General features: G+C 43.1%; 21 protein-coding genes. 7 read left to right on the top strand and 14 right to left on the bottom strand.

Annotated elements, in window-relative coordinates; translation table 11 throughout:
- Positions 1–1,378: 1,378 nt before the first annotated feature.
- The 11 genes from trpS to pilM form a co-directional block, all read right to left on the bottom strand.
- Positions 1,379–2,416: a tryptophan--tRNA ligase gene (trpS, locus tag C5471_RS20500; RefSeq protein WP_133814139.1), complete on the bottom strand. Its 1,038-nt coding sequence runs from the start codon at positions 2,414–2,416 to the stop codon at positions 1,379–1,381.
- A gap of 4 nt (positions 2,417–2,420) precedes the next feature.
- Positions 2,421–3,125, bottom strand: coding sequence for a phosphoglycolate phosphatase (locus C5471_RS20495; RefSeq protein WP_133814140.1), 705 nt, complete (start codon positions 3,123–3,125; stop codon positions 2,421–2,423).
- Complete coding sequence (rpe, locus tag C5471_RS20490) at positions 3,115–3,795, bottom strand: ribulose-phosphate 3-epimerase (protein WP_133814141.1); 681 nt, start codon at positions 3,793–3,795, stop codon at positions 3,115–3,117. The genes C5471_RS20495 and rpe overlap by 11 nt, the downstream gene beginning before the upstream one ends.
- A 57-nt stretch (positions 3,796–3,852) precedes the next feature.
- Positions 3,853–4,665, bottom strand: a complete 813-nt coding sequence (gene dam, locus C5471_RS20485; RefSeq protein WP_133814142.1) for an adenine-specific DNA-methyltransferase — start codon at positions 4,663–4,665, stop codon at positions 3,853–3,855.
- Between the two features lie 84 nt (positions 4,666–4,749).
- On the bottom strand, positions 4,750–5,664 hold the full coding sequence (locus C5471_RS20480) for an SPOR domain-containing protein (RefSeq protein WP_133814143.1): 915 nt from the start codon (positions 5,662–5,664) through the stop codon (positions 4,750–4,752).
- A gap of 154 nt (positions 5,665–5,818) precedes the next feature.
- A complete protein-coding gene (gene aroB, locus C5471_RS20475) occupies positions 5,819–6,919 on the bottom strand; it encodes a 3-dehydroquinate synthase (RefSeq protein ID WP_133814144.1) in 1,101 nt (366 codons plus the stop codon).
- Positions 6,920–6,965: 46 nt separating this feature from the next.
- A complete protein-coding gene (aroK, locus tag C5471_RS20470; RefSeq protein ID WP_011144496.1) occupies positions 6,966–7,487 on the bottom strand; it encodes a shikimate kinase AroK in 522 nt (173 codons plus the stop codon).
- 368 nt (positions 7,488–7,855) lie between these two features.
- Positions 7,856–8,890 carry a type IV pilus secretin PilQ gene (gene pilQ, locus C5471_RS20465; protein WP_133814145.1) on the bottom strand — a complete coding sequence of 345 codons (1,035 nt, stop codon included), beginning with the start codon at positions 8,888–8,890 and terminating at the stop codon, positions 7,856–7,858.
- Positions 8,883–9,428 (bottom strand): hypothetical protein, encoded by a 546-nt coding sequence (locus tag C5471_RS20460; RefSeq protein WP_133814146.1) that lies wholly within the window; start codon positions 9,426–9,428, stop codon positions 8,883–8,885. The genes pilQ and C5471_RS20460 overlap by 8 nt, the downstream gene beginning before the upstream one ends.
- Positions 9,415–9,969 carry a PilN domain-containing protein gene (locus C5471_RS20455; RefSeq protein ID WP_133814147.1) on the bottom strand — a complete coding sequence of 185 codons (555 nt, stop codon included), beginning with the start codon at positions 9,967–9,969 and terminating at the stop codon, positions 9,415–9,417. Before C5471_RS20455 ends, C5471_RS20460 begins: the two co-directional genes overlap by 14 nt.
- Positions 9,966–10,796, bottom strand: coding sequence for a type IV pilus biogenesis protein PilM (pilM, locus tag C5471_RS20450; protein ID WP_133814148.1), 831 nt, complete (start codon positions 10,794–10,796; stop codon positions 9,966–9,968). Before pilM ends, C5471_RS20455 begins: the two co-directional genes overlap by 4 nt.
- Positions 10,797–10,916: 120 nt before the next feature.
- On the opposite strand from pilM, the gene mrcA reads away from it, so the two are divergent.
- Positions 10,917–13,445: a peptidoglycan glycosyltransferase/peptidoglycan DD-transpeptidase MrcA gene (mrcA, locus tag C5471_RS20445; RefSeq protein WP_133814149.1), complete on the top strand. Its 2,529-nt coding sequence runs from the start codon at positions 10,917–10,919 to the stop codon at positions 13,443–13,445.
- Between the two features lie 43 nt (positions 13,446–13,488).
- On the opposite strand, the gene nudE is transcribed toward mrcA, so the two are convergent.
- Positions 13,489–14,037 (bottom strand): ADP compounds hydrolase NudE, encoded by a 549-nt coding sequence (nudE, locus tag C5471_RS20440; protein WP_133814150.1) that lies wholly within the window; start codon positions 14,035–14,037, stop codon positions 13,489–13,491.
- Positions 14,038–14,390: 353 nt separating this feature from the next.
- On the opposite strand from nudE, the gene C5471_RS20435 reads away from it, so the two are divergent.
- The 4 genes from C5471_RS20435 (at position 14,391) to pckA (ending at position 19,710) form a co-directional block, all read left to right on the top strand.
- Positions 14,391–16,505 carry an IgaA/UmoB family intracellular growth attenuator gene (locus C5471_RS20435; protein ID WP_133814151.1) on the top strand — a complete coding sequence of 705 codons (2,115 nt, stop codon included), beginning with the start codon at positions 14,391–14,393 and terminating at the stop codon, positions 16,503–16,505.
- Between the two features lie 57 nt (positions 16,506–16,562).
- Positions 16,563–16,979, top strand: coding sequence for a ribosome-associated heat shock protein Hsp15 (gene hslR / locus C5471_RS20430; RefSeq protein WP_133814152.1), 417 nt, complete (start codon positions 16,563–16,565; stop codon positions 16,977–16,979).
- A 22-nt stretch (positions 16,980–17,001) separates the two neighbouring features.
- A complete protein-coding gene (hslO, locus tag C5471_RS20425) occupies positions 17,002–17,874 on the top strand; it encodes an Hsp33 family molecular chaperone HslO (RefSeq protein WP_133814153.1) in 873 nt (290 codons plus the stop codon).
- 216 nt (positions 17,875–18,090) lie between these two features.
- Positions 18,091–19,710 (top strand): phosphoenolpyruvate carboxykinase (ATP), encoded by a 1,620-nt coding sequence (gene pckA, locus C5471_RS20420; protein WP_133814154.1) that lies wholly within the window; start codon positions 18,091–18,093, stop codon positions 19,708–19,710.
- Positions 19,711–19,769: 59 nt separating this feature from the next.
- Here pckA and C5471_RS20415 read toward each other — a convergent pair whose 3' ends face one another.
- A complete protein-coding gene (locus C5471_RS20415) occupies positions 19,770–20,465 on the bottom strand; it encodes a pirin family protein (RefSeq protein ID WP_133814155.1) in 696 nt (231 codons plus the stop codon).
- A 1,092-nt stretch (positions 20,466–21,557) separates the two neighbouring features.
- Entirely contained in the window at positions 21,558–21,698 is a 141-nt protein-coding gene (locus C5471_RS20410; RefSeq protein ID WP_166296333.1) for a hypothetical protein, read from the bottom strand.
- Positions 21,699–21,840: 142 nt separating this feature from the next.
- On the opposite strand from C5471_RS20410, the gene C5471_RS20405 reads away from it, so the two are divergent.
- Together C5471_RS20405 and C5471_RS20400 are read left to right on the top strand one after the other, a co-directional pair.
- Positions 21,841–22,038: a hypothetical protein gene (locus C5471_RS20405; RefSeq protein ID WP_166296330.1), complete on the top strand. Its 198-nt coding sequence runs from the start codon at positions 21,841–21,843 to the stop codon at positions 22,036–22,038.
- Positions 22,039–22,422: 384 nt separating this feature from the next.
- The coding region (locus C5471_RS20400; protein ID WP_166296327.1) for a type VI secretion system Vgr family protein at positions 22,423–23,911 on the top strand (1,489 nt) is incomplete at its 3' end.

The raw sequence follows: 23,911 nt of genomic DNA, 5'->3' as shown, positions 1-23,911 counted from the left end.
CCAGTGAAAAAGCCAGTATTCGGCGCAAACGGAAGATGACCAGTATGAATAGTGCCTATATGGACAAGGTGTTAATAGCAGGATTATGCTCGATGGTTAAACAATGAACACTCACGCTCTCACCCTGTGTTGGTAAGGGTATGTCCTTTTGTGGATATTTTACCGTTACTAATCCTTTTTTGTCGGATGTTTGAATTGATGTTGATTTGTTTTCAAACATAATATCCATGCTAAAAGTATGAGATCTTGCCCTGATCCTTAGTTTATTTTACATTTATCTAGCCTGTCATAACCATTTAAAAATGAGAATATAGAGAGATTAAAGCTTTTATATAAAAGGCGGATTTAACTCAATAAATGCACTTTTTAGAAAGATAGTTAATTGTGTTTAATCAAAGTCCATTAACCATTAGCAGAGAGTTAAAAAGAAATCAGTATGCAAAAGAAAGTTATCCGAACCGGATGATATTAAATTTTTTCACGCTGTTATTTTACGAAGAAAACCATAAAAATAATACAATAAAAAAGATATTTTTTCAGGATTTAAACTCTAAAAAAGGGGGGGGGGTATTATCCGAAAAAACATAAAAGGGTTTACTGTCTGATTTATGAAAACTGCTTAAGGAGGTATTATTAACCTTACGTGAAATGTAAAACATGATATCCCATAATGATTAAACTTAATAAAAGGTTGGTATTAAAAGTGGTAAAAGAAACGGTTAAAACTTTATACCGATTAAAATCAGCGGTTAAAACAATGGCTTTTAATAACAATTTAAAACCTGTCTATCATAAAGCTATCAGTAAAAAATTGGTTTTTTTAATTCTTATATACTCCGAAAAAAAGTGAATCCGCCCAGGAAGTTTATTTTTCCAGAGGAACCGATTTTAATAATGTTTTCAACCAGATAATAAACTTTTTCATAAACAGATTAAATCATCAATCATGAAAAATCGGGATCGGAGTAATAAAACTCATAAATGATTTATTTAACCGAATATAAACCGGTTTAAATTTTTTTTACACGGCTTTAATCATTCTAATAGCATTGTTATTTTACGATTTGATTTAAACCATTCCTCTTTATTATGTCATTAATGTTATCTCATGCTAAAATCAATTCATATCGTTGTTTTTAAGTGATTTTAGCGTTTTATTAATACTTAAATACCTGTTTAACTACTATAACCTTTCTGGTTGATTAATCTGTTAGGTTTTTACCATTATTGATGCAATAAAGTGTTATTAAAGAATTAGAGAAAACTAATCAGCCGACAGCACACTATTTAAAGTTTCCAATGACATGAAATTTTAAATGGGCTGGTTAGTAGCTTAAAATGCGCACGCGGTAAACGTGCACATTTTATCTCTTAATTATTAAGGATGAGCAATAAAGCCAACAGCTTCGTACACTTTATCCAGCGTAATCTGAGCGCGGGCTTTTGCCTTGGCTGCACCTTCTGCCATGACTTTGTTCAGCAGGATTTCATCATTACGGAAATGATGGAAACGCTCTTGTAACTCAGTCAACATACCGGAAACGGCATCAGCCACAGCACTTTTTAAATGACCATACATCTGGCCTGCAAATTCTGTTTCCAGTTCAGGAATAGTTTTGCCGGTAACGCCAGCGAGGATATCCAATAAGTTAGAAACCCCAGGTTTTTGTTCCAGATCGTAACGAACGCGAGGTGGCTCTTCTGAATCTGTGACTGCACGTTTAATCTTTTTAGCGGCTGATTTTGGGTCTTCCAACAGAGCGATAACATTGTTGCGGTTATCATCTGACTTAGACATTTTCTTTTCTGGGTCCTGAAGGGCCATAACACGGGCACCGCCAGTTGGGATGAATGGTTCTGGCACAGCGAAGATATCGCCGTAGATAGTATTAAATCGTTGAGCGATATCGCGGCTCAGTTCAAGATGCTGTTTCTGATCAATACCTACCGGGACCTGGTTTGTTTGATATACCAAAATATCCGCAGCCATCAGTACCGGATAATCAAACAGACCTGCGTTGATATTTTCGGAATGGCGGGAGGATTTGTCTTTGAACTGAGTCATACGGCTGAGTTCACCGAAATAGGTATAGCAGTTCAGGATCCAGCTTAATTGAGCATGTTGTGGTATATGGGACTGAACGAAAATGGTGCTTTTTTCTGGATCAATGCCACAAGCCAGGTAGAGCGCCAATGTATCCAGAGTGCGTTTTCTCAATTCTTTTGGATCCTGGCGGACAGTGATTGCATGTTGGTCAACGATGCAATAGATGCAGTCATAATCATCCTGCATTTTAACCCACTGACGTAACGCCCCCATGTAGTTACCGATGGTTAATTCACCGGAAGGCTGTGCGCCGCTGAATACAATAGGTTTTTGGGAGTTTGGTTTTTCAGATACAGTGGGTTCATTCATTTTATTATGCTTCCTGAAGTTTCAAAGATGGGAGTCCAATTGTGGATAGCAGATCCGAGAAATTCGTTAATATGCAGTCTGGATTGCTTAATGCAATAGATTCACCGTAGTTATATCCATAGGTTAAACCAACACAAGGGCAACCCGCCGCTTGTGCTGCTAAAATATCATTACGGGAATCACCGACAAAGAGCAGTTCTTCCTTATGCAGTCCGAATGTGCCCATTGTGAGATAAATAGGTGCCGGGTGTGGCTTTTTCTTTTTAACATCATCACCGCCTAACACCAATGAAAAGTATTCACTGATGCCTAAAGAATCCAGCAAAGGAGCAATAAAAGGTGTTGGCTTATTGGTGATGATACCCATTGGCAGGTTGTGTTTTGCCAGTTCGGCCAGTGTGACTTTGACTTCCGGGAACAACTGACTACCTGTTGTTACCGTTGTTTCATAGAAATGGTCAAACAGCTCACGGGTTTCTTGATGCAGTTGTGCGGTCAATTCGACTCTGGCCCATGTCAACGCACGTTCGACCATAATATCCGCGCCGTTGCCTACCCAGACAGCAACCCGTTCTTTGCCCGGAGCAGGGAAACCTTTAGCTAACAGAGCCTGATCCAGTGCATCAGCCAAACCACCGGCGCTATCTACCAGCGTGCCGTCGAGATCAAAGGCGATAGCACGAATACCTTTTAATATTTTATTTGCCATGAGATACCTTTGACAATTCACTACGCATATTGTCAATGACGGTTTTGTAATTTGGCTGACTGAAAATAGCAGAGCCAGCAACGAACATATCTGCACCCGCAGCTGCGGCTTCTGCGATATTGCTGGCTTTAATACCACCATCTACCTCAAGACGAATATCATAACCACTTTCATCAATGATTTTACGAACCTGGCGCAGTTTTTCCAGTGTTCCAGGGATGAAAGATTGGCCGCCGAATCCAGGATTGACCGACATCAACAGAATGATATCCAGTTTATCCAAAACGTAATCAAGATAACTTAATGGCGTTGCTGGATTGAATACCAAGCCGGCTTTACAACCCTGCTCTTTGATGAGTTGCAGGCTGCGGTCAATATGTTCACTGGTTTCTGGATGGAAGGTAATGTAAGTCGCGCCTGCTTTGGCAAAATCTGGGATAATGCGGTCAACCGGTTTTACCATCAGATGCACATCAATTGGTGCAGTAATGCCATAATCCCGCAGAGCCTGACAGACCATAGGGCCGATAGTCAGGTTAGGAACATAATGGTTATCCATCACATCAAAGTGAACAACGTCAGCACCTGCTGCCAGTACTTTTGCTGTATCTTCACCCAACCGCGCAAAATTTGCCGATAAAATGGATGGGGCAATCAGAAAATCTTTCATTATCTTCTCCAAATCGTTTCTATCTCCCTTAATTGCAAGGTAAAAGGGGGGGATAAGTTAGCGATATAAGGCCAAAAGTTCGTCTACTTTACTGCGGGCAAGGATATTCCTGCTGATAGTGCGACGTGCTTTGACAATATGAAGTGAAGCCTGATGGTACCATTTTCGTGTCATTGGCGTATCGTGATTGGATATCAAAACAGGAATTGCGCGCTCTGATGATAGCTTAAATGCAATACGTGCCAGATTTTCCTGATCTGTAATATTAAAACTGTTGGTATGATACGCCGTAAAGTTTGCTGTTGCTGACAGAGGGGCATAAGGTGGATCGCAATAGATAACCGAGCCTTTCCGTGCTTTGTTCAACGTGTGTTGATAGTGCTCACAGATAAACGTGGCATTTTGGGATTTTTCAGCAAACCAGTGTAGTTCGTCTTCAGGAAAATAGGGTTTTTTATAACGGCCGAATGGTACGTTAAATTTACCATGAGAATTATAACGACAGAGGCCGTTGTAACAATGACGATTGAGATAAAGGAATAATACACTGCGCTGAAACGGGTCAGTACTTTGGTTAAATTGTTCCCGTAACTGATAAAAATGTTCGGCGGTGTTGTATTCCTGGGTAAATAAGGGGCGTGTATGAGTAATAAACTCATTAGCCTTGAATTTTACTGTGTTGTACAGGTTAATTAGGTCACTGTTGATATCAGCGAGGATGTAAGAATCATAGTCTGTGTTCAAAAAAACAGAACCTGCGCCAACAAATGGCTCTATCAGACAATTACCGGCTGGCAGATGACGTTTGATATCATCTACCAACGGGTATTTTCCACCGGCCCATTTTAAGAAAGCGCGTTTTTTTTTCATGCTGTCAGTTAATTACTCAATCATTCCAGAGCCGCAGATTGTACTCTGTTTAGGACAGCATATCAGCGCCTAATAAATATTGTTTTATTTTCGCAGATCTTGTTGTACTTGTTGCATCGTTCTGACCCAAGGTTTTTTTGCCTGAATCTCGGCTGGCAGAGATGAGACGGCCAGTTTGGCTTCAGAAACAGAACTGTAATCACCATGAATCAAAATAAACCAGGTTTTTCCATTACGTTTAGTTTCATAAACTTTGTAATGAGTGAGGTTATTCTTTTTAGCAAAAGCAGTCAGTGTATCTGAGCGGCTGGCGCTACTTAATTGCAAAGTGTAGTGATTTACCGGGGCTTTCAGCGGATTACTGCTGGCCACATTACTTTTGCTGTTGCTGGTATGACTTGTAGATGGTTTTGATTTAGCCGGTGTTTCTGTTTTCAGGGGACGGATATTTTCCGGTTTCTGCTGTACTGCTGGTGGTGGTGTTGCTGTCTGCGGTTGCTGGGCTTGGTTCAGATTCTGTACCGCATGATTTATATTACTTTGTTGCTGAGTCAGTGCATCAGGAGTATGTCCAGGTAATTCAATGCGCTGGCTTTCACCATTGTTAACTTGAGGCTGCTGAGGTTGTGTTGGGGTACCACTGACTGGAGGAATATTGATTTCCTGTGGCCCGTTAATTGTATTTGCAGTGGTATTCTCCGATGTGGCGGATTGATTGTTATCGTTTTTGGATGGTGAACCTGATAAATCAATATTTTTTTCTGCAACATTTGGCGATTGCTGTTTCTCATGCTCAGTTGGCGCTTTTAAAGCAGAACTGATAGCCATAATCAGCAGTAACAGCACCAAAATTCCAATCCCGATCATCATTTGCTGGCGTGAGACTGCAAACTTGGGTTTGTTTAATGGTTGGCGTGATCGTGAAGGGCGGCGGTCTGAGGTATCTGGCCTAAACTCGTTATCTGCCCTTTGTTCATTTTCTGATTTGAATTCGTCCATATGCCCTCCAAACAGAGCTAATACTGCCAATTGCAATTAGAGTCGGTCCGATAGGTTGACTTAACTAGCAATGAATAAAAATTTGTCTGATAAAGTAGCTATTTTATGACACAACCACCAAGTGTATGCAAAAAAACATTTGATTTATTGATAATTACACATTTTCAGGCGGTAAACACTGGCGGACAGCTTCAAGGACACAATCATGTCCAATGTCTGAACGGAGATTAGCTTGACCAATTTTTGTCGGAAGAATCAGATGTAATTTACCTGCTATAACTTTCTTATCTCGCATCATATGCGGGAGATAAGCTGCTGGCAGCATGTTTTTTGGCCCGTGTATAGGCAGATTTGCCCGCTCCAGTAATCGGATAATGCGCTGAGTATCTTGCTCAGAGAAATTATCAGCCAGTTGGGCTGTTCTTGCTGCCATAACCATTCCTGCGGCAACAGCTTCTCCGTGTAGCCAGACGCCATATCCCATTTCTGTTTCAATTGCGTGACCAAATGTATGACCAAGATTCAGCAAGGCGCGCAGGCCACTCAACTCTTTTTCATCTGCGGCGACAACTTTTGCTTTCAATTCACAACAACGACGGATGCAGTAAGCCATTGCCTGGTCATCAAGACTGAGCAGTTTATCCATATTATTTTCAAGCCAGCTAAAGAATACGCTGTCGAGAATGATACCGTACTTAATTACCTCAGCCAGACCTGAAGAAAGCTCACGGGTTGGAAGTGTTTGCAGGCAATTAAGATCGACCATCACAGAGGCAGGTTGATAGAACGCACCTATCATATTTTTGCCAAGAGGATGGTTTACTGCGGTTTTTCCTCCTACAGAGGAATCAACCTGAGCAAGAAGGGTGGTAGGAACCTGAATAAAACGGACACCACGTTGATAACAGGCAGCGGCAAAACCAGTTAAATCACCGATTACGCCGCCACCGAGAGCGATAAGGGTTGTATCCCGGCTATGGTTATTTTCCAGCAAAGCAGAAAATACGTCATTTAATACGGAAAGAGATTTGTACTGTTCACCATCAGGCAGAATAACTTCATCTACTTGAATCCCGGCTTGCTGCAAGGTGGCTTTTACTTTTGCCAGATACAACGGAGCCAAGGTTTGATTCGTCACCAGCATAACCTGCTGACCTGCTTTTAGTGGTACAAAAGCAGAAGGATCATCAAATAACCCTTTCGCGACAGTAATTGGGTAGCTACGCTCCCCTAAAGTGACAGTAATCTTTTCCATAGCCGCCTTCGCCTTCATTATTTATCGCTGTACAGCCTTGCTTTAATCAATTTTTTTCCAGTAACTCGATGATTTGGTTAGCAACAACTTTAGCGCTTTGTTCATCGGTACGGATAGTGACATCAGCAATTTCCTCATATAGAGGATTACGTTCGTTTGCTAAATTTTCTAAAACTTCGCGTGCTGGTGCATCAACTTGAAGTAAAGGACGTTTTTTATCGCGCTGTGTGCGTGCTAGCTGTTTTTCAATAGTGGTTTCTAAGTAGACTACGACACCACGGGCAGACAGGCGATTACGGGTTTCTCTGGATTTAACAGAGCCCCCGCCAGTCGCCAGCACAATGCCTTGTTTTTCAGTGAGTTCGTTAATCACTTTTTCTTCGCGTTCGCGGAAGCCTTCTTCACCTTCCACATCGAATACCCAGCCCACGTCAGCTCCGGTACGTCGCTCAATTTCTTGATCGGAGTCATAAAACTCCATATTGAGTTGCTGAGCTAACTGACGACCAATAGTGCTTTTGCCGGCACCCATAGGCCCAACCAGAAAGATATTACGTTTCTCTGCCATGTTTTTGGTATTACTAAGACTATTCGTTAATGATAACCCGCCCCGCCAATCAAATTAGCAGCGGGACCTAAACTGAAACCTCATGAGCGGTAATGTGAGATCAGATGAGAAAATTATCTCAGTACATCAGCCAGTTTTGCAACTATATAAATCAACCTTGCGCTTCTTGTGACAGAAACCCTGGTTTTGTTGGCTTATTATTGTGATGTTAACCCGACCACTCAATTAGCTAACTCTTGTATGCTAAATCGGACTCAGCGTCAAATCTATAAACAGGGTTAGATGAAAAAATCTGCGCATAATCATACGTAATAGCTGAGTTTTTTATTGCCAACTCACTGATGTAACAGTTATATTTCTCAATTTGATTAAATATCCATCAGTTGAGGCGTGATAAATATCACCAGCTCACGTCGGCTGTGTTTATGACCTTTCTGGCTAAATAATGAACCGAGCAGAGGGATGTCTGATAGATAAGGCACTTTTTGGATTTTCTCACTTTTTTTCTGTTGAAAAATTCCACCGAGAATCAGTGTTTCACCATTTTTTACAGTAACTTGAGTCACTATTTCCTGTTTGTCGATGGTTAAATTCTCACCTCCACCTTGACTGATTGAGATTCCCGGCATGTTTTGGCTGATTTTCAGTGAAAGTTTGATTTTATCTTTTCTCAGTATATGAGGTGTGACTTCCATTCCAAGTACGGCTTCTTTAAATTGCACGGTACTTTTCTCTTTTTCCTGACTGACGTAGGGGATATCAGAGCCTTGTTTAATACTGGCTAACTGTTGATGTGAAGCGGTGAGTCTTGGGCTGGCGATAATATCCAGTTGGTTTTCCTGTTCTAAGGCGCTGAGTTCCATTTCCAGCAACCGGGTATGAATGCGGGCAATATTGAACGCAAATCGGTGCATGTTGTCGTTGGCGGCCTGGTTGATATTCAGGCGGTTTATACCTGTTGATGTATTAAGTTGATCTCCTATCGGCATCCCCCAATAGATTCCCAGTTCATGCAATGCTTCCCTGCTGCTGGTGACGATATGTGCGGTAATCTGTACCTGCTGTTGTGGTGTATCTATTTCTTTCAGCCAGCTTTTTATCTGGGCGATGGCGATGGGGCTATCCTGCAAAATCAGGCTGTTAGTTTCAGGATCAAAATCAACTTTACCCTCTTTGGTCATCAGTGCGGGTATATTTTGTCTGAGATTAAGGGCAATTTTTTCTGCGTCTGCATATTGTAATGCTGTTGAAAGATGCTGAATCTCAGCTTCATTGACTGATTGATCAAATAACTCAATAGGTTGCTCTTCTGTTTCTGTTATTGGTGGAGCAAAAGGGTTTCTTATTTCTGCAATGCAGATAGCAGGCAGGAAAATGATAAACAGAATAAATATTTTAGTCATAAAATTCCTCATATGAGGTTTCTGACAGGGTCATTTTGACATTTAGAGATTCACCTGATGGAGAAACAGAAAACTGTTTAATCAGCAGCGGTGGGTATAACGCCTGTAATGCATCAAGAAAATCCAGCATTTGTTCATAGTTTAAATAAATCGTTATTTGCCAGAGCGTTTTTTCTCCTTCATTTTTACGTTGCCATTCAATAACTTGTCCGCCAGAATTTATCAACGGTTGTTGCAGTTGTTTTACTGCGGTAATTTTTACGGTGTTTTGTGGTGGCTGGTTAAGCTCATTTTCAATTTGGTTTATCTGTTGCCGTATATCTTCCAACTGAGGTAACTGATTTAGCTGGTTATTGGCCGATTTTGTATTGGTTTGTTGGGCGATTATTTCCTGTGTCAGCTCAATTTCCCGTTCAGTTTTCTCTTGCCAGAAGAAAAGATAAAACAGGATCAGGACCAGGATGATGATAGTTTGTTGCCAAATAAAGAGCAGACAGGCGGGTTTGGCAAACCACCATAAATAGTCATTTTTTATCATCGGGTATCTCCGTCTGCCAGTTCGCGTCAATAATAAACTGCCTGATTTGCTGTTCAGTGGTGGTCATTTTTTTCAATTGAATATCAGATAGTTGCCCGTTGTTTTCGAGATTATCCAGCAGTGATGTCATACTGGAATAATCCAGACTGTTAGCCACCAATTTCAATTGACCTGCATGGTCATCGAAGGCGGTTAGCCAACTTCCTTCCGGTAGTAACTCCGGTAGTTCATTGAATAGTCTTAAATGTTGCTGGTTCTGTTTCAGCTGCGTTTGTTGTTGTTTTAATTTATAGGCCAGTTTGTTGTGAAGATTGAACGCCTCTTCTGTCTGAGTTATCAGTTGTTGTAAATGTAATTGTTGCTGGTTGAGTTTTTGCAATTGTCTTTGATGCTTGTTGATCGTTTCCAGTTGTTTCAACGACATCCAGACGAGTACTGCCAGCCACAACACTAATTGCAATAGGAGAAGAATCAACCACCAACGATAGCGGGACTTCAGCCGGGTTTGTCGCCAGGGTAGAAAATTAACCTGATACATCATTTATCATCCGGTCTGAGTGCCAAGCCACCGGCTATCACATATTCCATCAGTTGAACTGGCAGCGGTGGTTGATAGTGACGGAATGCTGCCAGCATATCCCAGGAGTAAGTTCCTTCAGGCAGAGCTTCCCGTTGGTAGCTGCTGTAATAAATATTCTTTTTAGTTATGGATGAAGCCGGTAATTGGCTAATAACCTGTAGTGGGGAAGCTGCGGTATTTGCTGACACCAGATCATAAGCAAAGGGTGCATTGGCAGGAGATACCCACAACCAACTGGATTGTTGCCGGTGTAACAGCCAGCTATCAGCCGGAACGCCAGCATATTGCGCTATATAGCGTAGTGCACAGGGGGCAATATCAATGGCGTCCGGGAAGATTTCTGCTTGTGCAAGGCATTGTAGCCAGATATCCAGATCTTTCTGACGGGCTGCGCTGATATAGGCGTTTTGCTCGATAATACGATAATCCAGAGCCAGTTCGCGGGTGTTAAAGGGAAATTGTTTTTCGGCGCTGGCATTGATAAACCAGCCTTGTTCCGGCTCTTTAAGCGTGATATCTGGAGGTAAAGTCAGATTGCGCTGCAATGTTTGCTGTACAGGTAAGGCGAGTCTGAAACTGATTTTTTTGGGTAATTTTTGGCGCCATTGATTTAATATATCGCATAATACCTCTGGCCGCTGTAAACGACCTTCTGGCATAACTGTATCAGATAAAAGATATTGCCAGCAGTGGTGAAGCTGCCAGCCATTACGGCGTTTTATGGTTGCGACGGCACGAATAGCCCCATTTTGGATGTCCAGTCCGACATACCACTTTGGTGAATACATAATGGCGATCTCCATATCAATAATTTTAATAAAAGAACATATTCAAGGTGCAGTGTAACCTTTATACTACGCGCCGATTGTTTATAAACCACCCAACTAACGTGGCATGGGAAATTTCAGGTGAAGTTCGTAAAATATTTTTTAATCTTTGTCGTGAGTTGCATTTTTCTGGGAACAGCCTCGATTTTTGGCATGTACAAATATATCGAGCCTCAGTTACCTGATGTGGCGACATTAAAAGATGTTCGATTACAGACACCAATGCAGGTGTTCAGTGCGGATGGCGAGCTTATTGCTCAGTATGGTGAGAAGCGCCGTATGCCTCTTACTCTGTCCGAAATTCCACCTGTTATGGTGAAGGCATTCATTGCAACGGAGGACAGTCGTTTTTATGAACATCATGGCGTTGATCCTATAGGAATTATCCGGGCGGCATCTGTGGCGATGACTTCAGGCCGTGCTTCTCAAGGGGCCAGTACCATTACTCAGCAACTGGCGAGAAATTTCTTTCTCAGTCCTGAGAAGACATTGATGCGTAAAATCAAGGAAGTTTTTCTGGCCGTCAGGATTGAGCAGTTACTGAATAAAGATGAGATCCTTGAACTCTATCTCAATAAAATTTATCTCGGTTACCGGGCTTATGGTGTCGGGGCTGCGGCTCAGGTTTATTTTGGTAAGAATGTCAATGAGTTGACCTTGAGTGAAATGGCCATGATTGCCGGTCTGCCAAAAGCCCCTTCTACTTTTAACCCGCTTTATTCTTATGGCCGGGCGATTAACCGCCGGAATGTGGTTTTGAGCCGTATGCTTGATCAGGGCTATATTACTCAGCAGCAATATAATCAAGCCAGAAGTGAAAAGCTGGTGGCTAATTATCATGCGCCTCAGATTGCTTTTTCTGCGCCCTATTTGGCTGAGATGGTACGTCAGGACATGATTGAGCGTTATGGAGAGAATGCTTATACCGACGGCTATAAAGTTTACACCACGATTACCCGCAAACTTCAGTTGGCTGCTACGGATGCGGTGCGTAATAACATCATTGATTACGATATGCGTCATGGCTATCGCGGGGCGCAGGAAGTGTTGTGGAAAGTGGGTGAACCTGCCTGGAATAGGGAACAGATTGTTAAGAAGCTTAAGGCTTTGCCAAATTATGGGCCGTTAATGCCAGCGGTTGTGACCAGAACGGGAGCTGATCAGGCGACGGTGATGCTGGTTGATGGCAGCAGTGTAGAATTGCCAATGGCGGGTGTCCGTTGGGCCAGAAAATTCAAATCTGATAGTGTGCAGGGTGCGGTTCCACGTAGTGTGAATGAAGTGATTCAGGCTGGTGAGCAGGTTTGGGTGCGAAAAGTAAAAGATATCTGGTGGTTGTCACAAATGCCGGAAGTTAATGCGGCTTTGGTTTCTATTGATCCTAATGATGGTGCTGTAAAGGCGCTGGTAGGTGGGTTCGATTTTAGCTTAAGTAAGTTTAATCGTGTTACCCAGTCATTACGTCAGATTGGTTCCAATATTAAACCGTTTCTCTATACCGCTGCGATGGATAAAGGGCTGACGCTGGCTTCGTTGCTTAATGACTTGCCAATCAGCCGCTGGGATGCTGGCGCTGGTACTGATTGGCGTCCGAAAAATTCCCCGCTAACTTATGCAGGGCCAATTCGTTTGCGTCAGGGACTAGGGCAATCGAAGAATGTCGTAATGGTTCGGGCAATGCGTGCAATGGGGGTTGATTATGCCGCTGATTACCTGCAACGGTTTGGCTTACCAGCACGAAATATCGTTCGTACAGAATCTCTGGCTTTGGGATCCCCATCATTTACACCAATGCAAATGGTGCGTGGGTATTCGGTCATGTCCAATGGCGGCTACTTGATAGATCCTTACTTCATTACCAAAATTGAAAATGAAGATAGGGATATCCTGTTTGAGGCTAAACCTAAGATTGCGTGTCCGCAATGCGATATTCCGGTGATTTATGGTGATACAGTGCGTTCAATCGAACTTTCTGAAAATTCGATTGAAAATGTGGCTCAATCTCAGGTCGGGCAGCAGGAGATATTACCGCTGCCTGAATTAGAGAAAGTTCCGGTAGTTGACGGTAGTGAAGATGGGCAAAAATATGCTCCTCACGTTATCAGTACCCCTTTGGCATTTCTTATCCATGATGCTTTGAATACCAATATTTTTGGTGAGCCAGGTTGGAGTGGTACGGGCTGGCGCGCCGCGCGCGATCTGAAACGTCGTGATATCGGTGGTAAAACTGGGACAACTAACAGTTCAAAAGATGCCTGGTTTTCAGGTTATGGGCCGGATATTGTGACGACCGTCTGGATTGGTTTTGACGATCACCGTAGAAGCCTTGGTCGTACAGCAGCCAGTGGTGGTGAGGCGGGTGCTAAGAGTGCGCAGCCAATTTGGGATGATTTTATGAAAATTGCACTGGAGGGTGTTCCTGAAAAAGAAATAGCTCCCCCTCCGGGTATTGTTTCCGTCGTGATAGATCGTAAAACAGGTAAACTTGCTGGCGGTGGTGGTGATACCCGCAGTGAATACTTCATTGACGGAACTCAGCCTACAGAGAGTGCGGTGCAGGAAGTTGGCACAACGTTGATCGAGAATGGTGAAAGTCAGGAGCTATTCTGATAATAAATCAGGCACAACGGGAAATCCGTTGTGCCTGTTAACTTCAACGACGGTATAAGTGTTTTTGCGCCAAAAACAGGGCACAGACATTTCGCGCTTCGTTGAAGTCAGCGTGATCCAGTAATGACATCATATCGGCTATTGGCCAACGTATTTGTGATAATGGTTCAGGCTCATCCCCTTCCAGGCTTTCTGGATAGAGATTTTCTGCAATAACAATATTCATTTTGCTGGAAAAATAGGACGGAGCCATAGTGAGTTTGGCTAATTGCTCTATTTTTCTGGCACCAAAACCGATTTCTTCTTTCAATTCACGGTTAGCCGCTTCAAGGATACTTTCACCAGAGTCAATAGCGCCTTTGGGAAAGCCTAATTCGTATTGCTCAATACCTACTGCGTATTCACGGATAAGTATCAACTCATCCCCAATGACCGGGACGATTAAAACCGCTTCCCGGGTTGCTGGACGCATCCGTTCATAAATGCGTTTTACACCGTTACTGAATTCGAGATCGACTGACTGAATATGAAATAAACGTGAATGGGCAATGTTCTCTATTTTCAGGATTTTAGGGTTTTTCTGGTCATTCATAGCTGCCCCTGATGGCATTAGTATTTGGTTGATTTGAGTGTCTGTGCATTATTACGTCATAAATTATTTCATTAACCTTAGGTTTTATGATGAAATTAGGTACACTCCATAGCTTGACTAAATATGGACGATTATTTGGGTAAATGATAGTGATTATCGCTTGTCATCGTTGTTACTGTTATCTTTATCCTCTTTGGAAATAGATCTGTGTTATAGATAGTTCAGCGGGTGATTATATAACTTGCTGTAAAATAAATTAAAAAAACAGATGGAAATAACCTGATTCAGAACTGAACGTGTGGTTGCTATTTTGCAAGCAACAATAGCAATATTGTCATGGATATGGGGAAAAAATGAACTCAACAGCCGTTATATTGGCTATCTTGATAATTAGCCTGATGATAATGGCTTCTTTTCTGATTTTCAGATGGAAGCCGCATGATAACGCCCGTTATCTGCCTTCTGTTGCTGACCCGACCTATCGTAAACTTTATGCTGATGAATATCAGGCCATTGAATGTTATCTGAAGCAGGTGTTGCCACTGGTTTTAACCGACCGTATCAATAAAACCAGTGGGTTAATTCTGACGGACAAAAATGACACGGTTTATACTATCTGTAATTCCATTACCCGGTTTTCTGTTGCCTCAGATGAACCACATAGCTGGCGTTATTATATTGATATGGCAGAAGTTCATTTGCCATTTTTCCTTGAGTCTTTTATTAAACAACAGAATATTATTGATGTTGTTCACACTGCGGGAATACCACTTGTTATTTCGATTAATGGTCACTTCCTGAAAGATTTTCAACGGGATTTTCCTTCTGCTCCAGTAGTTTCAGATGTGTCCCATCAGCAGGCATCGATCCAAAAAAATGGCGATACCAGCGTAAAATTACAAAATATCCGTAAAGAGACAGCGGAAGAATACCGGTTGAATCACTCATCGGGTATTTGGGAGGGAGGATTCTTGTGTCTCGGATTTTTTATTTGGTTCCTTGCGTTACTCTCACCGATACTGTTTTTGCCGTGGCTGATGTTGATTGCTGGTACTTTAATGGTTGTCAGCTTTTGGCCGTTGTTCTGCCCGTCTTCAAGACGCAGCTGCAAGGATATTCACTGTTTTACCGGTATACCAAAACGGTGGGGATTATTTGGAGAATTTGAACAAGGGCAAATGAGTAATATCTCTCTTGGTGGGATTGATTTAATTTACCCATCTCATTGGGAATCTTATGTTACCTGCGATCTTGATCAGAAAACCAATATCGATATTTACACTAACGGCCAGGTAGTTAGGCAAGGGAATTATCTCTCTTTGCACAATGAGGAGAAAAATTACCCTTATCACCGTTATGGGAAAAATCTAATAATGATTGGTGGCAGTTTGCTTATTATACTGCTGCTCTATTTTTATCAGCCAGTTAGTGTACCAATGAAACTCAGTTTTGCCTGGTTGCGTGGTAGCAGCACGAAGGTTGTCACTGATGCTAATACGATGAAAGAGATGGCGTTGCGGGTCGGGGATGTCCTGACAGCAAAAGGGGTTGGTATGTGTTATATGCCGCCAAATAATATGAATGGCAAAGGAAACACTTATTTTTCTCCATTCGATTGCTCAGGGATATATTGGAATAGTACTAATTCACTGCCAATCCAGGAATCAGAAGTTATAAAAAATGCGGCTAAACTGATTGCAACCGTTAATAAGCAATTACGTCTACAGGAAAATAGCGATGTGATTAATCCAGGTCTTGCTCAGGAGATTGCCAAATCTGGTATGATTTTATTGGATGATTTTCCTGATATCATATTGAAAACTAAAAAATTATGTGGAAAAGAAGCAGACTGTTTCCGATTGAAGAATGCTTTAGTTAACCTGGGTAGTGCCAATGATTGGACAACTTTGTTAAAGAATACAGAAGATGGCAAGTTTGATGACATCCATGTTTTATTGCGTCCAGCGGGGGCTGAAGCGCTGGGAAAGCTAGTTGATGCGACTACATCGTCATTTATCTACCGGGAAATAGATAAAATAGCAATCCTGCTTAATAGCCCTTCTCCGGGCGGTGTTCTTCTGATTAGTGATGAAGGTAAACAGCTGGTTGAATATATCACGCCGGCAATTGTTTCTTATGATCATAGCGCGTTAGAACAATGGCGTGAGTTACAGCGGTTATCGGATACGGTGTTACAAACACCATTTGAGACCGTGGGAATTATTACAGAATTGTCCGTAGATACTAATGGAACCCGTCGGATTGTGTTACATAGTGAACTGGATTCCATGACGCTGGTCCGTTGTATTGGAACAACGCTTTTACTCTTGATGCTTTTGGCGATTTTGGTGATTAATTCGGTGTTAGCTGTTAAGAAAAACCGGCAAAACAAACAACGTTTAAGCAAAATCAGGCAGTATTACGATAGCTGTTGTGATACAGCTTTCCCACCTACACGTTGGCGATAATCAGCAATGGTGTGTTAGGCTTGGCTTTTTCGCCGGAGCTGATATTGGGAGAAAAAAATGAAAGATAATTCAGACTCCGATCAAGCAGTCCGTCTGGATAAATGGCTGTGGGCTGCCCGCTTTTATAAAACACGGGCTATGGCACGGGAAATGATAGATGGCGGTAAAGTTCACTATAATGGTCAACGAAGTAAACCAAGTAAAGTGGTTGAACTCGGGGCCGAAATTAAACTGCGTCAGGGTAATGATGAACGTACCGTTGAAGTTCTTGCGTTAAGCAGTCATCGGCGCGGTGCCCCGGAAGCTCAACAGCTTTATCGGGAGACTGAAACAAGTATTGCTAACCGGGAAAAAATAGCAATAGCTCGTAAAATGAACGCATTAACTATGCCTCATCCTGATCGCCGGCCGGATAAAAAAGAAAGACGCACGCTGATTAAGTTTAAAAACACCAAATTAAGTGAGCAGGAATAACCTACTCCAGTGAGAGATATTTATGTTTAAACAAGACCAATTACACCGCTTTTTGTTTGAAAATTATTCTGTACGTGGTGAACTGGTTTTAGCCAGTGAAACTTACCGGCATATTCTGGAAAATCATGATTACCCGCAGCCAGTACAGCAATTATTGGGAGAACTATTGGTAGCAACCAGTTTATTAACGGCGACACTGAAATTTGATGGTGATATTACTGTTCAAATTCAGGGAGATGGCCCGGTAAAACTGGCCGTTATTAACGGTAATCATCAGCAACAAATGCGTGGTGTCGCCCGTATTGACGGATTAGTTTCTGAAAATAGCAGCTTGAAGCAGATGGTTGGCACAGGTTATATGGTCATTACCATTACACCAACTCATGGTGAGCGTTATCAGGGTGTCGTTGCATTGGAAAGTGAAACGCTGGCGGAATGTCTGGATGATTATTTCAGGCAGTCTGAACAGTTACCAACCCGTCTGTTTATCCGTACCGGTATTCAGGATGGAAGGATCGCTGCTAGCGGTATGTTACTACAGATTTTGCCGGCAGCGGAGCAGGAGAGCACAGATGTATTTGATCATCTGGTACAACTTACTGCAACCATTAAAGGTGAAGAGCTATTTTCACTGGAAGTTAAAGAGATCTTGCATCGTCTTTATCATGAAGAGGACGTTGTATTATATGAGCCGCAACCTGTTGAATTCCGCTGTACTTGTTCTCGTCAACGTTGTGCTGACACGTTAGTCACACTTTCCGATGAGGATGTTAATCATATTTTGCAGAAAGATGGCAACATTAATATGGAGTGTGAATATTGCGGTACGCACTATATTTTTGATGCTGATGATTTCGTTGAAATCAGGTCAGAAAAAAAGAGCCGGTTACACTAATCTCTATCTGAACAGCTGTTTTTACCTTTTAGGGCGCGGATCCGCGCCTTTCTATCAATATCCATAATATTCAAAGGCTTCTTTCATGCCTTTCATCTCAGATTAACCCTAAAAAAATGATAGGTTTTCAATTTTTTGATAACTATCGCGGTTAATTAATCATAACTATTTATTATTGCTCATAGAAAAAGCGTGACTATACCCAGGAGCAAGAACATGAGTGTTAAAGGCATTACCCCGCAGGAACTCGCGGACTATGGAATCCATGATGTTAGTGAGATTGTTTATAACCCAAGCTATGAGCTGTTATTTTCAGAAGAAACCAAACTTTCACTCGAAGGTTACGAGAGTGGCACTCTAACCAACCTGGGGGCTGTGGCTGTCGATACGGGGATCTTCACTGGTCGCTCCCCCAAGGATAAGTATATTGTCCGTGATGATGTCACCCGTGACACCGTATGGTGGGCTGATCAGGGAAAAGGTAAGAATGATAACAAGCCATTGCAACAGGAAACATGGGCACATCTGAAAGGTCTGGTTACTCAACAGCTTTCAGGCAAACGTTTGTTTATTGTCGATGCTTTCTGTGGTGCGAATGCAGATACACGCTTAAAAGTCCGCTTTATTACAGAGGTTGCATGGCAGTCTCATTTCGTTAAGAACATGTTTATCCGCCCCTCAGATGAAGAATTGGCCGGATTCAAACCAGACTTTATTGTGATGAACGGTGCAAAATGCACTAACCCACAATGGCAAGAGCAGGGTTTGAATTCTGAAAACTTTGTTGCATTCAACCTGACAGAGCGTATGCAGCTTATCGGTGGTACCTGGTACGGCGGTGAAATGAAGAAAGGGATGTTCTCAATGATGAACTACCTGTTGCCATTGAAAGGTATTGCTTCAATGCATTGTTCTGCCAACGTGGGTGAGAAGGGGGATGTTGCGGTCTTCTTCGGCTTATCAGGGACAGGTAAGACCACGCTTTCTACTGATCCAAAACGTAAGCTGATTGGTGACGATGAACACGGTTGGGATGATGACGGTGTATTCAACTTTGAAGGTGGTTGTTACGCGAAAACCATCAATCTATCCAAAGAAGCGGAACCTGATATCTACAATGCGATTAAACGTGATGCATTGCTGGAAAACGTGACGGTACTGGCAGATGGCACGGTTGATTTCAATGATGGTTCAAAAACTGAAAACACCCGAGTTTCTTATCCTATCTACCATATTGAAAACATTGTTAAGCCGGTTTCCAAAGCCGGTCACGCGACCAAGGTCATTTTCCTGACGGCGGATGCGTTTGGTGTGCTGCCTCCGGTATCCCGTCTGACACCGGAGCAAACTCAATACCATTTCTTGTCTGGCTTCACGGCGAAACTGGCTGGTACAGAACGCGGTGTGACGGAACCAACACCAACGTTCTCTGCCTGTTTCGGTGCCGCCTTCCTCAGTCTGCATCCAACTCAATACGCGGAAGTCTTGGTGAAACGTATGCAGGCCGCAGGTGCCAAGGCTTATCTGGTGAACACGGGCTGGAATGGCACGGGTAAACGCATTTCTATTAAGGATACCCGCGGAATCATTGACGCCATCCTAAGTGGTGATATTGAGGAAGCTGACACCATTACATTACCTATCTTCGATCTGGCGGTTCCGACTGCGTTGCCTGGTGTTGATACCGATATTCTTGATCCACGTGAGACTTATGTAGATAAATCTCAGTGGGAAGAGAAGGCGAAAGATTTGGCACATCGTTTTGTCGGCAACTTTGATAAATATACGGATACCCCGGCAGGGGAAGCTTTAGTAAAAGCGGGTCCTAAACTGTAATTGTGAGTTCTTCTTGTATTAAGTAAACCTCATCCGTATGGGTGAGGTTTATTGGGGATTTATGCCGCAGGAAGGTCAAACAGTAATATTTCACTATCACCATCGGCGTTAAGTTGAAGATGGGTTTCATCCCGGATCGCCAGACCATCGCTGGTGGTTGCCTGAACACCATTAACAGTCACTTCTCCACGCACCACTTGTATCCAGATATAACGGCCGTTCTCTGTAAGATATTCGGAAGTTTCATGATTTTTCAGTACCCAACGCCATAAGGTCATGTCTTGGAAGACTTTCAGTGAGCCATCCCGAGTATCGGGAGAGAGCACTAATTGGCGGCCTTGCACATCATCAAAACGGCGCTGTTCATAGCGTGGTGTTAAGCCGGTTTTATCTGGAGCAATCCAGATTTGATACAGATGTAATTGGTGATCACTGTTCGGGTTATATTCTGAATGACGAATACCCGTACCTGCGCTCATAATTTGGAATTCACCGGCGGGTACTTGCTCTTTATTTCCCATACTATCCTGATGTTCAACCGCACCGGAAAGTACATAGGTCAGTATTTCCATATCCTTATGTGGATGGGTACCAAAGCCTTGACCTGCTTCGATGAAATCTTCATTAATCACTCTCAGCGCTGAAAAGTTCAAAAAATTGGCATCGTAATAGTTGGCAAATGAGAAGGTATGCCAGCTATCTAGCCAGCCATGATTGGCGTGACCGCGATCTGATGCTTTGCGTAAATAGATCATATTCAAATCTCCTCAATGGTTTTTACAGTCTAGTTGAGAAGAGATAACATAAAAGTCTAAAAACCTAACCTAATTATTCAAATATTTTGAAAATATAACAACCGGATTGATCAATAAAAAAAAGCCAGCACTTGGCTGGCTAAAGTAAACACTGGAAGCAATGTGAGCAATGTCGTGCTTTCATCTTTACCCTGAAGGCGGTTCATCTGAAAGCGATACGAATGATAATAATTATCACTATCGATTGTAAAGCGTTTTTTCTGGTCAAATATGGAATAATTGTGGAATATTTTTTAAATTATTGATAAATATACTTATTTTTATGTTGACTGGGAATGTTTAAGAGAATGAAAATCATTTCATTTAATCGATTTGCTAGATGATTGCCTTAAATTATTCAGGAAATTTGACATAATATTAAGCGTCTTAGTAAAAACCGACGTAAACGTTTATTCAGTTATTCATCGATAGAAATTATTTTATTGATGGCTAAAAAATGCCCAAAAAAATGAAAAATCTGGAATTTAACATTACCGCAGCCAACTACTTTTTTGAGGAATTTTTGATGAAATAATTACGTTGTAATGAATTTTAGTGTGACACTAAATTACAAACGTTATCTAAAATCCAATTCTCCTTGAATTTGTTTGCTCTGATAGTTGTTTCATTTATATATTGTTATTACATTTCAATATCATGAAATATATCCTGCGGGTAATTTTTTGGCATCAAAAAATGCTTTATTTACTGACAGGTTAGAAATAATAAATAAATGTTTTATTACGTTTATCACCTATTGGAAAATAATTATAAAAGTGATCTTATTTTCTGGTATCTAGAGTAGCAAGCTGGAAAATAAAAATTGCATGAGGATCTATTAACATGTCAAAAGATAAGTATTCAAAACACCGTTGGGGCGTCACAGATGTTTGAAGGCTATTTGAGAAATACCAAACTAAATCTGTTTGATATGGAGGAGAACTTAGTTGATTGGGCTCGATATGATAGTAATGCGTCATTACAGACCCTCCGTAGGGCGTTTATTGCCAGTTTCGGGGTAAATAGGTTTTCATAATAGTGATACACCCATTTTTACCCTTCCCGATTTTTGCTGTTGTCATGATGCGGCGTTCCATGAATACCTTTACATGTTGAAGCCATTGCCACATAAATTGACAACAGTGGTTCCGTGTCACGTCGTTCATTTCGGAGTATTGATGCTATGATAGGCATAACGCAGTCCGTTTGGTGATTTGTGATTTTTGACGATTGATCAGATCGTCAAAATCGGACTGAGTTCCCTCCAGTGATCTACTCTTTTGAAATCTTATTTAATCAATAAATTAACCCAATATCGTGGCGGTAAAACGACACATTGGATCTTCACGCCAGTTTCAAATTGCCTGATTGCTTACTGGATGAACAAGGAAATATTCAAACAGATGCATGGCAACACGATGCGGCATGGGGGCTTGTCAGGGAAAAATCTGTTCCGCCATGCTCCACGATATCAAATATTGGGCAAGACCATCCCCTCGCATCCCACTCTCGCCTGTTAGGCTTGAAACGCTAACTGCGTGACAACCGCACCACAAAAAATTCGTGACTTACGTCACACTTTTAAAATTAATCGGATATTAACCAATCAAACAAACGAGACACCATACATTTTTTGTTATATTTTTTCGAACAGATATTAAACAGATAAAACTATTCATTCTTTGTCTTTACTCTCTCTGAGGTAACCCATGGCATAGCAGCCCAGGTTACCTGCTTGATTGCTCAATGAAGGTTATCAACAAGACTATCAGCAACAGACTGCTAGCAACCTCATTGTCTTAATGCTTTTCCTCAAGGCGGTCCCTTTGACCCCTTGATTATTGATGACTACACGCAAAAACCGCCGGACCAAGGGTCTGTGCGTTGAATATCCTCATGAATAATTTAAGGGGGCGTGATGTCATTCCAGAAAAATCAACCCAGGCCATCGAGTGCCAAACACATTGCCGACCGGCTAGCGGCTCAAAGCGCCGGCGGCTTACTCTTTACCCTCACGGCCGGCGGATTACCGCCTGAAACCTTTGTGGTGGCCGCCTTCTCACTCAACGAAGCCTTCTCTACCCCCTTTAGTCTGGCGGTCAGTTTAGCCAGTGCCGACCCGGCGATTGATTTCGCCGCAGTCCTTGATACCCGCGCCACCCTGACCATCCTGCGCGCAGGCAAAATCGAGCGCACCGTCACCGGCATGGTCGCCAGCTTTGTGCAGGGCAACACCGGCAAACATCAAACCCGCTATGAGATGACCCTCCGGCCCGATATGTGGCGCACCACCTTGCGCCAGAATTCACGGATTTTTCAGCAGCAGGATATCAAAACCATTCTCACCACCCTGCTCAAAGAGAGCGGTGTCCGGGATGTCGTGTTCAGGCTACGTTACCCACACCCGGAACGGGAATTCTGCGTTCAGTACCGGGAAACCGATTTTGATTTTCTGCACCGGCTGACCGCCGAAGAGGGCATTTTTTACTTCTTCGAATTCACCGGCAACAAAAACACGCTGGTATTTGCCGATGTCGCGGGAGCCCTCGCCACCGGCCCGGTATTGCCCTACCACCCCGATGAGGCAACCGAAGCCCAACAACTGTGCGTCACGGCGCTGACCCGGCAGGCTCAGGTGCGTCCGGCCACCGTGAGGCTCAAAGATTACACCTTCAAGAATCCAGTCTGGGCCGCCGAATTTCAGCACCATATGCGGGAACAAAACCTCCAGCACACCGGCTATGAACACTTTGATTTTCCCGGGCGCTTTAAAGACGAGCAGCACGGTGCCGATTTCACCCGCTACCGGCTGGAAGCCCTGCGCAACAATGCCCTGACTGGCTACGGTGAAAGTAACGACGCCGCAATGCAGCCGGGCGTGCTGTTTACCCTCACCGACCACCCCCGCGATGACCTCAACCAGCTCTGGCAGCTGGTCAGCGTCGCTCATAGTGGCAGACAGCCGCAGGCGCTGGCGCAATCCACCGGGGAGTCCGGCACGGTGATGAGCAACCAGTTCACCTTTATCCCGACGCATCAACACTGGCGTCCAATGCCGACGCTCAAACCGGTCATAAATGGCCCGCAGATAGCCAAAGTGGTCGGCCCGGCGGGTGAAGAAATCTTCTGTGATAAATACGGCCGTATCCGGCTGCAATTTCTGTGGGACCGTTACGGCCAGAGTGACGACCACAGCTCCTGCTGGATACGGGTCACGCAACCGTGGGCCGGCCAGGGCTGGGGCATGTTGGCTATCCCGCGTGTCGGTCAGGAGGTCGTAGTGGACTTTCTTGATGGTGACCCGGACCAGCCGATTGTCACCGGGCGCACCTATCATGCCAACAACATCCCGCCCGGCACCTTACCGGGCAGCAAAACCCAGATGGCCTTCCGCTCAAAAACCCACA

Origin of the sequence: Photorhabdus tasmaniensis (genome assembly GCF_011189505.1) — a bacterium.
Lineage (GTDB): Bacteria > Pseudomonadota > Gammaproteobacteria > Enterobacterales > Enterobacteriaceae > Photorhabdus > Photorhabdus tasmaniensis.
This window is presented reverse-complemented; position numbering and strand designations above follow the sequence as displayed.